Here is a 13086-nt window from a genome sequence, read left to right on the forward strand (position 1 = left end):
CAAATTCTATATATTATTTACTATTATTCTCCTAAGAACATTTTCATATCATCTTCTACATTTGTAATTCCACCAATTCCAAAGTTCTCAACTAAAACTTTAGCTACGTTTGGTGATAAGAATGCTGGTAAAGTTGGTCCTAAGTGAATGTTTTTAACACCTAAGTGTAATAATGATAATAATACTATTACAGCTTTTTGTTCATACCATGCTATGTTGTAGCTTATTGGTAATTCATTTACACTATCTGTTCCAAATACTTCAGCAAGTTTTAAAGCTATTACAACTAATGAGTATGAATCATTACATTGTCCTGCATCTAAAACTCTTGGAATTCCATTGATATCTCCAAGTGGTAATTTATTATATTTATATTTAGCACATCCAGCTGTTAATATAACAGTGTCTTTTGGTAATTTTTCAGCAAATTCTCTATAGTAATCTCTTGATTTAGCTCTTCCATCACATCCAGCCATTACGAAGAATCTTCTTATTGCACCTGATTTAACAGCATCAACTACTTGGTCAGCTAAAGCAAGTACTTGGTTATGAGCAAATCCACCTACGATTTCCCCTGTTTCAATCTCTGTTGGAGCTTTGCAAGTCTTAGCTAACTCTATTATTTGTGAGAAATCTTTGTGTCCATTTTCATCAGCTGTTATATGAATACATCCTTCATATCCTACAGCACCTGTTGTGAATATTCTTCCTCTATATGAGTCTTGAACTGGTGTTATACAGTTTGTTGTCATTAATATTGGTCCATTAAATGATGCGAATTCTTTATTTTGTAACCACCATGCATTACCATAGTTTCCTGCAAAGTGAGAATATTTCTTGAATTTTGGATAGTAGTGTCCTGGTAACATTTCACCATGAGTATAAACATCTACTCCAGTTCCTTCTGTTTGTTCTAATAGCATTTCTAAGTCTTTTAAATCATGTCCTGATATTAATATTCCTGGGTTATTTCTAACTCCTATATTAACTTTTGTTATTTCTGGATGACCGTAAGTTGAAGTGTTAGCTTCATCTAATAATGCCATTCCATCAACACCGAATTTTCCTGTTTCTAATGCTAAAGCTGTTAATTCATCTGCACTTAATGAATCATCTAATATTTTAACTAAAGTTTCTGCCATAAATGCATGAACTTCTTCTTTATCATGTCCTAAATTCATAGCATGCTCCATGTATGCTGCTAATCCTTTTAATCCATACATAATAAGCTCTCTTAAACTTCTTATATCTTCATTTTCTGTAGCTAAAACTCCTACTTGTGAAGCTTTTTCCATCATTTCCTCACTAGTTGTAGCTGTCCAAGTTGCACATCCTTTGAAGTCTGATCCAACTGGATTTCCACCCTTAGCTTGTACTCTTTCTTTTAGCTCTTCTCTTGCTACTAAAGTATCTTTAACTCTTTTTTCTATTGCTTTAAAATCAAAGTTTGCATTAGTAATAGTAATAAATAGGTTATCTATTATCATTCTGTTTATTTTTTTATCTACTATTCCTACTTTTCTTCCTTCATTAGCTACTGTAGCTAATCCTTTAGTAACAAAAATTAAAAGGTCTTGTATTTTTGCTACATCTTCAGTTTTTCCACAAACACCTCTTACAGTACAGCCTTTGCATCCTGCTGTTTCTTGACATTGAAAACAAAACATACTCATTTTAAATTCCTCCATGTTCTTTATTTCTTTATGTAAAATTCTTTTAAGATTCTTTTTTATTAGTAACTTTCCTAGTCACCTTACATCTAAGATTATACACAGGGTTTTTAAGTAACTCGGTAACTAAAGTTACCTATTTGATAAATTTATTTAACTTTATAAAATTATGTATATAAACCTTAATTTATTGAATATTTATACATTATTCATTATTTTTATGCAATTTTTCATTGATTTTATACATTTTATTGTGTATAATAGGCTTTGTACTAATTGATTTGTTTATTAAAAAGGGGGACTAAAATTGAAAACTAAATATAAATCGTCTGATTTATTAAAGTTTATAATTCCATCTTTATTAGGAGTAATTTTATTTATGGTTCCTATAAATGATGGTGGAAATATAACAATACCAGTAGCCTTTTTCACAACTAGACTTAAAGATTTAATAGGTGATTATTTACCTACTTTATCAATGATAGTTGTTGTAATAGCTGCTTCATTAACAATAATAACTAAAGCATTTAAGCCAAAATTTATAATAGAAAATAATTTTTTAAATTCATTATTAAATGTTAATTGGATTTGGACAATTGGAAGAATCTTAGGTGGATTATTTATAATATCAGCATTTACTAGATTTGGACCTGAAATAATAAAGTCTGATTTAACTGGGGCGTTTATATTAAATGATCTACTACCAACACTTATAGTAGTATTCTTCTTTGCAGGATTATTCTTACCACTTCTTTTAAACTTTGGTTTATTAGAATTCTGTGGTGCCTTACTGACTAAGATAATGAGACCATTATTTAAACTACCTGGCCGTTCATCAATAGACTGTATGACTTCTTGGTTAGGTGATGGAACTATTGGGGTATTACTTACTTCAAAACAATATGAAGAAGGATTTTATACTGAGAGAGAAGCTTGTATAGTTAGTACAATGTTCTCAGTTGTTTCAATAACTTTTAGCTTTGTTGTTTTATCACAGGTTGGATTAGAGAATATGTTTATTCCATTCTATTTAACTGTTACTTTTGCTGGAATAGTTGCCGCTATAATTCTTCCAAGAGTTTGGCCTCTTAGCAAAAAACCTGATGCTTATTTCAACAATGCAGAACCTAAGAATGTAGAAGATGTTCCTGAAGGATTTACTCCTTTCACTTTTGGAGTTTTTAAAGCAGTTGAAAAAGCCCAAAATGAAAGTAGCTTAAAAAAATTCTTTGCTGATGGAATTAAAAACGTACTTGAAATGTGGATAGGAGTTTTACCTGTAGTTATGGCAATGGGTACATTAGCTCTTATGATAGCTGAGTACACTCCTGTATTCCAATGGCTTGGTGTTCCTTTCATTCCTTTATTTAAGATTTTAGGAATTCCTGAAGCTTCCGCTGCTTCTCAAACTGTTATAGTTGGATTTGCAGATATGTTCTTACCATCAGTTATAGCATCAAAAACTATTTTAAGTGATATGACTAAATTTGTAGTTGCTTGTGTATCAGTAACTCAACTTATATACTTATCAGAAGTTGGAAGTGTTATTTTAGGATCAAAAATACCACTAAACTTAAAAGAATTATTTATGATTTTCTTAATGAGAACACTAGTTACTCTACCAGTTATTGCACTTGTAGCACACTTATTGTTCTAAATAAGTAAAAGAGATTGTCTTAAAAACAATCTCTTTTTTATTTACCTTGGATTTTTTACACTTAAAGTGCTTACTGCATTTGGAGTTACTAAAAACTCAATTATAAGGTTATTATATGCAGGTTGCATAGTTCCTACCTTAACTCCAACATAAATCTTATAGTTAAATTCACACTCATTATCTGCCTTAGCCTTAAATACTTCTAATACTTCCACATCTTTTAAACAATAATACATATCACTTTTATATAACTTTGTTATTTCAGCTTTAATATATGGATTTAATAAAGTGATTATAAAATTATTTACTAAAGGATCATTATCATTTAAAATACTCTCTTCCATATAAATATTGTTATTATTGTTTGGTGTATTTTCCATGCGATTATTAATATAATCCTTAAGTGTTCCATAGTTTTCAATCTTATTAAGCTCTTCATAAGCAGATATAAATCTCACTATTATATTGCTATTTAATAAATCATCATTATCATCTAAAAACTTTCTATCTCCATATGCTATAGCAGCTAGTGCTAAAGGTAACTCTTTTCTAAATATTCTATCTCTCTTTATGGCCTCTTCTCTTCCTTGATTTCCATCAACATATAAGTATATTTTTAAGATAAATCTATTGTTTCCTCTTTTCCAAACTCCAAAAACTTCATCTCTCGCTGATGAGTTTATTTTGTCATAAGCATATGCTAAAGCTACTGTAAGAAATAACTCTCCAGTATCATCATTATGAGTTAATGTGTACTTTCTTCCCTCTATTGGTTTTTCATCTGTAATTCCATTTCTAAATTCAACGCTTAACATTTTAGGATCAAACATAACTTAACACCTCAAAAATATAATATTAGCTATTCATTATATGAAATTTTAACTATTTCTATAACTAATCTGATGAAATATATATATGTTACTGATAAAATAATTGTGAGAATAAATATTGGAGGATTTTTTATGGCTATGACAGAAAAAGAAAAAATGATATTAGGTCTGCCTTATAACCCTGCTGACCCAGAATTAACTAAAGGTAGAATTAGAGCTAGAATTTTATTTCAGAAATTTAATAAATTAGACTTACCTGATAATGAAGAGAAAGCTGATAAAACTTTTAAAGAAAGAAGTAGTATATTAAAAGAACTTTTAGGTTCAACAGGTGAAAGCATATATATGGAACCTAACTTCAAATGTGATTATGGTTATAATATATCAGTAGGTAATAACTTTTACGCAAATTTTGATTGTGTAATGCTTGATGTTTGTAAAATTACCATAGGAGAAAATTGTTTCTTTGCCCCTGGAGTTCACATTTATACAGCTACTCATCCAATTGATCCTATTGAAAGGCTAAACTATGAATTTGGTAAGCCTGTAACCATAGGTAATAATGTTTGGATTGGAGGACATGCTACAATAAATCCAGGTGTAACTATAGGAAATAATGTAGTGGTAGCCTCTGGAGCCGTTGTAACTAAGGATGTCCCTGACAATGTAGTAGTAGGTGGAAATCCAGCAAAAATAATAAAAAAAGTTTGTGCTAAATAATCATAATTATTTTATAAATAGGAAAGCTAAAACTTATAAGGAGGGTTCGTTATGAAAAAAATTATATTAGCAGGTGGTTGTTTTTGGGGTGTAGAAGAATTTCTTTCTAGAATCAATGGTGTAGTAAGCACTGAAGTTGGATATGCTAATGGACGTACTGAAAATCCTACTTATGAAGATATATGCACTAAAAATACTTACTTTGCTGAAGTTTGTCTTGTAAATTATGATGAAAACATAATATCACTTAAAGAATTATTAGCTAAGTTTTGGACAATAATAGATCCAACCTCATTAAATAAACAAGGCAATGATGTTGGTAGCCAATATAGAACTGGCATTTACTATGTAGATCCTTCAGATTTAGAAGAGATTTTAAATAGTAAAGAAGAACTTCAAAAATCTTATTCAAAAAAAATAGTGACAGAGGTTAAGCCCTTAGAAAACTATTATAAAGCTGAAGAATATCATCAAAAATATCTTAAAAAGAATCCTAATGGGTACTGTCACATAAAATTAGATTAAACTAAGTAACTTCAACTAAGTACTTTTTGAAATTAGAAATTAAATCTTTAGAATCATTTGAAATTTTAGCAACATGATTAACAATATTGTCTATATGGCATAACTCAGTTTCTATACTAGAATTTTGTTTTCTTAACTTATAAGACCTTTTAGCTAAATGAGAAAGTCTAGCTTTTTCCTCTTTAGTAAAGCTTAAAAGTGGTATTCTAGATACATAGCCTGAAGTTATCATGTTGCTTCTTATTAACGCTCCCCTAACAAGATAAGTTACTAGGGATGAATTTAAATAAGCTAGTAACCACCAAACCTCTTCTGATTCACATATTATATTAGGATTTACTCCAAAGGTGGAGTTTTTAGGCAATATACATGCATTAAAGGAAACCCCCATAGATGAACAGGTTATACCACTTTTATAAAGAACTTCTTTATTTCTAACATTAAAATTTCTATTAATCTTTTCTATTTCTAAAAAATCTTTATGTAGATAAATTACTCTATCTGTATAAAACTTATCTTTTCCTGGATTTTTGTAAAAAGGAATAGTAAATTCATTGCTTTTTTCCTTAGATAAAAACTCTTTATCATTACCTGTTGAGATCCCTGTTACGCATTTAAATTTTTCTCCCAATCTAATATTATTAAATAAACTCCGTATATCTTCAGGACATTCTATTAAAAACTCTAAATTATCCTTTTTATTTTGCAATACAATTTCTTGTAAGCTATAAAGGCTTTCATTACCATTATCTTTTATCCCATTTAATAACTCTTTAAATTCTTCTATGGATTTAGGCCTGTTATTTACAACTATCTTTTCTTGATACTCTTTTCCCTTTCTTAAAATAAGTATGCTTGTCCTAACATCTGCTCCTTGATTATGAAAAAGGCCTCTAGGACACATGGTTATTTCATGTATAGAACATTCCCTAAGAATTTTATTCCTAAGCCTCTTATGATTTTTCGCTGTAAAAAATGAATCATTAGTAATTAATCCAATAACAGCCCCATTCTTTGCCTTATCTATTATGGCAGACATGAACATGCTGTACATATTATGCAACCCAACCTCATTGAAATAATTCTTAAGCCTCTCCTTATTCTCCTTTATAAAATTAACCTCATGACAATTATATGGTGGATTAGCAATGTAATAATCATAGTCCCATGTTTTTGTATTTTTTTGAGAGCAATAATAATTTATAAAATTGCCTTTCTTAAACTCACATCTATAATTGTTTTTATATTTTATTAAATCCATACCTATGGTTTTAATTCCTAAATCACTAAAATAATCAGTTAGCTCCTCTTTTCCACAACATGGATCAAATAAAGTTTCCCCTTTACCATTTATATCTATAATTCTTTTTCCTATATATCTTGCAACAAACGGAGGTGTAGAATAATACCCTATCTCTCTAACATCAATAATTTCCTTATGCTTTATATCAACTGCTTTATATAAGTTTTTCTCTTTTCTTCCCATAAAACACCTCACATTAACAAGAAATATTTTCACATTATATTTTACCACATATTTCTATTAATTATAATTTTAAGAATCTCTTATAAAACAAAAAGAGTAAAGAATTAATCTTTACTCTTTTCTTTATTTTATAATCCTGATTCTCTAAATTTATGCTCTACAAACTCAGTAAGTCTATGGAATGGCTTTTTAAGAATACATAGTAATAAGAATATTAATAAGAATATTCCTAAGGCTTTCATATCCTTAGATACAGAATCCCATATTGGCCCAGCTATAGCTTCTCTAAATCCATCTATAGAATAAGTAAATGGCCATAAAGGTTGTAGAACCTCAAATATTTTTGGATTTGTCTGTATTGGATAAATTCCTCCAGCACCTGCTACTTGGAATACCATTATAACAATGGCTATTGCTTTACCTATGTTTCCAAATAATGATACTAAGGTAAATATCATTACCGTAAATACAATAGAACTAACTATTGCGAATCCAAACATCAATGGCATATTTGCAGGATTTACTCCTAATATATATATATCCCCTAAAACTACTATTACTGTTTGAATTAATGATATAGTCAAGAATAATAACATTTTACCAAAATGCTTTTGGATAAGATTTAATTTTGTTCCATCTTCAAAATCCTCACACTCTGCTGTTAATAATGATGTAAGTAATAATGAACCAACCCAAATTGCTAAAGTTGTATAAAATGGTGTAAGTCCTACTCCAAATATTCCTGCATCATAAACCTGTTCCTCTTTTACTGTTATAGGAGAGGATATAAATGATGCTATTTCTTCTGGATTCTTACTCATTAAATCTATTAGGTTATTTAAATTCTCCTCAGTTAATCCTGAAGTTTTTTCTATTAATTGACTAATTGCGTCTTGGAACTCACTAAGCTTACTTGTTACTTGATCAGCTTGTTGACTAGCTACATCACTACTAGCTATACCAAAAGTAGTTAAAGCATTTAGCTGTGGAACAACTACCTTTGTTGTTTCTAATACTGAGTTTGCTGTATCTAATCCACCTTTTAATGAATTTCCAATAGTATTTAAAGCTGGTGCTCCATCATTATAAAAAGTATTTGAAACATTTATTAAAGCTGAGCTTGTTTCAGTACTTATTGTAGAAACAGACTCTATAGCATTAGCTATATTTTCCTTACTTTCATTGTTTGATAATGCTGTTTTTAAAGCAACTAATTGTTCTCTTTCTTTAGATACTAAATTTTTTGCAGTATTTAACTTATTTATTAAATTACCTATTTTATTATTTGGTATTACGGAATTTATTTTTTCTAAAGCTTTAAGATTATTATCTATAATTTTATTTAATGAATCTGTTAATTTTATTAACTTATCTACAGTTTCAACCATCTTAGTTGTATCCATAGCATTATTTAATTCTTTAAGCTTTGAAAGTAAACTTTGTAATTCCTGGTTTGTTGATTGCATTGTTACAACATCACTGCTAAAGCTATTTGATACAGCGTTAACTGTTTGTTGTGTTGAATTTATTAAACTTTTACTTGCCTCAACAGTAGTTTGTAAATTATTTATTTGATCTGTTACCTTTGGTAAATCATTTCTTACACTAGAAAGATAACTACTTAAACTTTTTGAATCTCCATTAGCTTTTTGAACAAAATCTTGAATTTCCTTTAAACTACTATTAGCACTTTGTAATGTATCTCTCACTTTTAATATTTCCGGTTTATTAGTTTCTAACTTTCCACCTAATTGATTTAAAATATCAAAAGCTTCTTTATTTACAGTATCAACAAAGTTAGATTTTATTTCATCTGTAACTTTATTCTTTGCAACATTTGTTATTTTGTTTGCTATAGCATTAGATTTTTCATTTACTTTATAAATTATATCCGGCTTTTGAGGACTTCCTGTAATTAAACTTGTTAATCCCTCTGAGAAATCTGAAGGTATTTCAATCATTGCATAATACTTACCTTCATTTAATCCATAATTTCCTTGCCATGCATCTACAAATTGCCATCCTATAGCATCATTCTTTTTAAGTTCATCAATTACTTCCTTACCTACATTTATCTCTTTACCATTTACCTCAGCGCCCTTGTCATTATTGACAACGGCAACTGGTAAATTTCCTGTATTAACATAAGGGTCCCAACATGCCTTAATGTTAATCCAAGCATAAAGAGATGGTATTATACATAAACCAATGACTATTGCTAAAGCCGCTGGATTTTTCCTTATATTTCTTAAATCTCTTCGAAAGACTTTAAAAATTTTCTTCATAATTCACCTCTTAAAATACAGCTTATTCTGCTATTCCAGATTCTTCAAACATGTCTTCAAATTTTCTAACCCTAGGATTTAAAGGTCCTTTTAATAAATATCCTAGAAGTATAAATACCAATCCCATTATGGTTAAAATAGCAAAATCTAAAATCACAGTACTTACTAACGGTCCTGCTATAGCTTCCCTATACCCTGATATGGCATAAGTAAATGGGAAAGTTGGTTGAATTATTCTAAAGAATAATGGATCTACTTGTATAGGATATGATCCACCACTACCTGCTAATTGTAAAACCATAAGTATAATAGCTAAGGCTTTACCTAGGTTTCCAAAGACAGACATAAGCGTAAATACAATTATAGTGAACACAGCTGAAGCAAACATTGATACAAAAATTAATAATGCTGTATTTACTGTTTGAACTCCTAAAAGGAACTTATCCCCAAAGGCTACTATGAACCCTTGTAGTATTCCTAAGCTTACGAAAGTTAACATCTTTCCAAAATGTCTTTCTCTTAAATTTATATTCTCACTACCTTCAAATTCAGCTGACTCTGTTTTTAATAATGATATTAAGATTAATGAACCAACCCATAAGGCTAAAACTGAATATATTGGCGCCATTCCTGATCCATAGTTAGCTACTTTGTATATTGCATCTACCTCTATATTAAATGGATTTGCAATAAAATCTCCCATAAATTCTGGATTACTTTGTAGTATTCCAACTATTTTTCCAAGATCATCATCACTAACATCTTGAAGTTTTGAACTTAATTCACTTATAACACCTGAAAATTCTTCTAAACTATTTTTTAATTTTTCTGATGTTGAATTTGCAAGCTGAGATCCTTGATTAGCTGTACTTAATAAATTATTTATTTGATCAACTAAACCATTTGCTTTTCCTAATAAATCTGATGCCCCTTTAGTAGCAGTAACAAGTCCATCAGCAATTGTATTTAAAGCCGGTCTTGTATCATTATCAAATCTATTTAAAGAATTATCTACTTGCCCTTCTATTTTCTTAGTTAAATCACTTATTGAACTAAGAAGTCCTTTATCTACATTTTGACCACTATTAACTTTGCTTTGTAAATCATTAAGCTTAGTTTTCTCTTCTGCTAAGGAATTTTGAACATTTTTTAATGAAGTTATCATATTAGCTATCTTTTCATTAGCAATTTTTTTATTAATAGCATCTAAAAAGTTAATTACAGCTGTAACACTATTATCAACTTTATCTATTTCATTAATAGATTTACTTATTAGTGCATTAATCTTAGCAGAACTTGCATCATTAGCCATTGAAGATAAATCATCTAAATTACTTTGTACCTTATCTAATGATGTTTGTGATTCACTTAAGTTTAACCTTATATTATCAAAGGTACTATTTAAAGATTCTTTAGAAGTATTTATTAAACTACCAGTATTCTGAGCATTCTGAGATATATTATTTAAACCACTTGTTATTGATGGCATGGTACTTTGAACTTCTTTTAAATATGTGCTTAAATTTGATGAGTTACTATTTATATTGTTAAGCATATTTTTAATAGCACTCATATTTTTATCTATAGCTATTATAGAATTTTTTAACTTAATAATATTATCTTTATTTTTATCTACATCATATCCTAAATCATTTAATGAAGAAAATGCTGTCTCATTAACAGTAGTTATAAAATTTGATGTTATTTGATTTACAAGAGTACTTTGTGCAACTCCTGTTATTTTACCTGCAACAGGGTTAGCTTTTGTGTTAACCTTGTATATTATTTCAGGCTTTGTAGGATTTTCAGATAAAACACTAGTTAAGTCTTCAGAAAAATCTTCTGGAATCTCTATCATTGCATAATAGGTACCATCTATTAATCCCCTATCTGCTTTTTTCGTATCAACAAATTTCCACCCAATGGCATGATTATTCTTTAATTCATCAATCACTTCATTACCTATGTTCATTTCTTTCCCATTGAATGAAGCCCCTTTATCATTATTTACTACAGCAATGGGAACGCTGCTAGTATTTTCATAAGGATCCCAACATGCCGCTATATTTACCCATGCGTAAAGTGATGGTATAAAGCATATTCCACCTATTATTAAAAGTGCTATCGGATTTTTTATTATTGCTTTCACATCTCTCTTAAACACTTTTAAAATGTTACTCCACTTCATTTAAACACCTCCATTTAATAAAGCTAAAATAAACACATCCCCCTATGTCCTATCTTAAAATTATAAATTTAAAAAGACTTAAAAACTCTTAATTACTATAGTATCAAAAATTAGTTTACAAATAAACCTTTTTGATAGTATTTTATAGATTTTTCTTAATTTATCGTTTTCAAATTACATTGTATTAATTAATTTATTAAATCATTATGTTCTTATTATATATCAATATAATTAATTGATTCCTTTTCTTAAATATTAATTATTTAATCTTAAATAGAATTAAACCTAATTATATTAGTTAAATTCCAAAATAAAAAGGAACATACTAATATGTTCCTTATTGCTGTTTAATTAAATTTTTTTAACGAATTCTGATTTTAAGCTCATAGCTCCAAATCCATCTATTTTACAATCTATGTTGTGATCTCCTTCAACTAGACGTATGTTCTTAACTTTTGTACCCTTTTTTAAAGCTGATGAAGCACCTTTTACTTTAAGGTCTTTTATTATAGTTACAGTATCTCCATCTTGAAGTATATTTCCGTTTGAGTCTTTAACTACTAATACATCCTCATCTGCATTTTCACTTCCTGGAGTCCACTCATAAGCACATTCTGGGCAAACTAAAAGACTTCCATCTTCATAAGTGTATTCTGAATTACATTTAGGGCAATTTGGTAATTTATCCATTATACATATCCTCCGTTCATTAACTAAATTCTCCTTAGTATAAATATTGATTTATACATATAGGGATTTACTTATAGGCTTATATAATATCATAGTCTAATAATAATGACAAATTTTAAGCTTTTTAAAGATAAATTGCTATAATCTTCTAAAATATTGACTAATAATAGAATATATTATAATTTGCTAAATTTTAAAGTTTTTATTCTTATTTTAAGATCCTGATAAAACACTTCCATCTGAGCTAACCACAAAAAGTTCTGAGTTATTACTATCCCCATTCTTTTTAACAATTACTTGATAAACCTTTGCCCCATTTATATCTGTATATTCTTGAAAATTTTCATATGTATTATTAGGATTATCTCCTATTTCTTTTTTTACAAGTTCAACAGCCTTCTCAAAAGTAAATTTTCCATTTACCTTTTCCACTTCTTCCTTTGTAACTTTTGAACTAGCTTCTTCATATATTTTATTAGCTCTAGCTTCTTGATTAGGTAACATATAATTTCCTCTAATTAACTTGCTCATAAATACTTTCGCTTCAAAGTATTTACCTGAATCATAAAGTTTTTGTCCTTCATTTATCTCATCATTTATTTTTTTCGCAAAGTAAAATCTATCTTTCTCATATTCAACCTTGGCTAAAACATCTTTATCTGTTATGGTTTCATATAATCTTATGGCTTCATCAAAATCTTCTCTATTATAAGCATCACGAGCTTTATAGAATATTGTATATTTATCATTTACTTCTTGTTCTTCTGGCTTTTTATTACTATCTTCTTTATTAGAACTATCTTTTTCATTATTTTCTTTGCTTTCTTCTAAATCGCCTGTATTATTTTCTTCTTTTTCATCTTTATTATTTTGATCTTTTTCACTACTAATATGCTCTTCCTTTTCAGCAACACTCTCTTGTTTTTCCTTAAAATAGTTATTATTTAAAACTATTCCTGTAGTTGTTCCTCCAATTAATATTAAACCTATTATAGCTGTAATTATTAGCTTTTTCCTCATTTTTCCCCCTAAACC

At 28.7% G+C, this 13086-nt stretch carries 10 protein-coding genes; 3 read left to right on the forward strand and 7 right to left on the reverse strand.

The features are described 5' to 3' along the window. Positions 1-23: 23 nt before the first annotated feature. A complete protein-coding gene (gene hcp / locus CPF_RS14225) occupies positions 24-1673 on the reverse strand; it encodes a hydroxylamine reductase (protein ID WP_041702734.1) in 1650 nt (549 codons plus the stop codon). 304 nt (positions 1674-1977) lie between these two features. Between hcp and CPF_RS14230 the strand changes: the two genes are divergently transcribed. Then, positions 1978-3327: a YjiH family protein gene (locus CPF_RS14230; RefSeq protein ID WP_011591176.1), complete on the forward strand. Its 1350-nt coding sequence runs from the start codon at positions 1978-1980 to the stop codon at positions 3325-3327. 41 nt (positions 3328-3368) lie between these two features. Here CPF_RS14230 and CPF_RS14235 read toward each other — a convergent pair whose 3' ends face one another. Further along, on the reverse strand, positions 3369-4157 hold the full coding sequence (locus CPF_RS14235; RefSeq protein ID WP_003479364.1) for a staygreen family protein: 789 nt from the start codon (positions 4155-4157) through the stop codon (positions 3369-3371). Positions 4158-4289: 132 nt separating this feature from the next. Here CPF_RS14235 and CPF_RS14240 point away from each other — a divergent pair, with 132 nt between their 5' ends. Beyond that, a complete protein-coding gene (locus CPF_RS14240) occupies positions 4290-4877 on the forward strand; it encodes a sugar O-acetyltransferase (RefSeq protein WP_011591177.1) in 588 nt (195 codons plus the stop codon). A gap of 51 nt (positions 4878-4928) precedes the next feature. Next, a complete protein-coding gene (gene msrA, locus CPF_RS14245; protein ID WP_003479367.1) occupies positions 4929-5402 on the forward strand; it encodes a peptide-methionine (S)-S-oxide reductase MsrA in 474 nt (157 codons plus the stop codon). Position 5403: 1 nt separating this feature from the next. Here the strand turns inward: msrA and CPF_RS14250 are convergent, their stop codons facing one another. From CPF_RS14250 to CPF_RS14270, 5 genes are all read right to left on the reverse strand, one after another. After that, positions 5404-6888: an N-6 DNA methylase gene (locus CPF_RS14250; RefSeq protein WP_011591178.1), complete on the reverse strand. Its 1485-nt coding sequence runs from the start codon at positions 6886-6888 to the stop codon at positions 5404-5406. 128 nt (positions 6889-7016) lie between these two features. Continuing rightward, a complete protein-coding gene (locus CPF_RS14255) occupies positions 7017-9173 on the reverse strand; it encodes a YhgE/Pip family protein (protein ID WP_003456789.1) in 2157 nt (718 codons plus the stop codon). Positions 9174-9195: 22 nt separating this feature from the next. Next, positions 9196-11361, reverse strand: a complete 2166-nt coding sequence (locus tag CPF_RS14260) for a YhgE/Pip domain-containing protein (protein WP_011591179.1) — start codon at positions 11359-11361, stop codon at positions 9196-9198. A 351-nt stretch (positions 11362-11712) separates the two neighbouring features. After that, positions 11713-12051 (reverse strand): zinc ribbon domain-containing protein YjdM, encoded by a 339-nt coding sequence (locus tag CPF_RS14265; RefSeq protein ID WP_003456718.1) that lies wholly within the window; start codon positions 12049-12051, stop codon positions 11713-11715. A 213-nt stretch (positions 12052-12264) separates the two neighbouring features. After that, positions 12265-13071, reverse strand: coding sequence for a hypothetical protein (locus tag CPF_RS14270; RefSeq protein ID WP_003456862.1), 807 nt, complete (start codon positions 13069-13071; stop codon positions 12265-12267). Positions 13072-13086 lie beyond the last annotated feature (15 nt).

Source organism: Clostridium perfringens ATCC 13124, assembly GCF_000013285.1.
Classification (GTDB): domain Bacteria; phylum Bacillota; class Clostridia; order Clostridiales; family Clostridiaceae; genus Sarcina; species Sarcina perfringens.

Bases quoted from the DNA above. Each gene is read 5' to 3' on its own strand.
- hcp (WP_041702734.1), bottom strand. From the start codon at position 1,673: ATGAGTATGTTTTGTTTTCAATGTCAAGAAACAGCAGGATGCAAAGGC.
- CPF_RS14260 (WP_011591179.1), bottom strand. From the start codon at position 11,361: ATGAAGTGGAGTAACATTTTAAAAGTGTTTAAGAGAGATGTGAAAGCA.
- CPF_RS14235 (WP_003479364.1), bottom strand. From the start codon at position 4,157: ATGTTTGATCCTAAAATGTTAAGCGTTGAATTTAGAAATGGAATTACA.
- CPF_RS14265 (WP_003456718.1), bottom strand. From the start codon at position 12,051: ATGGATAAATTACCAAATTGCCCTAAATGTAATTCAGAATACACTTAT.
- CPF_RS14270 (WP_003456862.1), bottom strand. From the start codon at position 13,071: ATGAGGAAAAAGCTAATAATTACAGCTATAATAGGTTTAATATTAATT.
- CPF_RS14250 (WP_011591178.1), bottom strand. From the start codon at position 6,888: ATGGGAAGAAAAGAGAAAAACTTATATAAAGCAGTTGATATAAAGCAT.
- msrA (WP_003479367.1), top strand. From the start codon at position 4,929: ATGAAAAAAATTATATTAGCAGGTGGTTGTTTTTGGGGTGTAGAAGAA.
- CPF_RS14240 (WP_011591177.1), top strand. From the start codon at position 4,290: ATGGCTATGACAGAAAAAGAAAAAATGATATTAGGTCTGCCTTATAAC.
- CPF_RS14255 (WP_003456789.1), bottom strand. From the start codon at position 9,173: ATGAAGAAAATTTTTAAAGTCTTTCGAAGAGATTTAAGAAATATAAGG.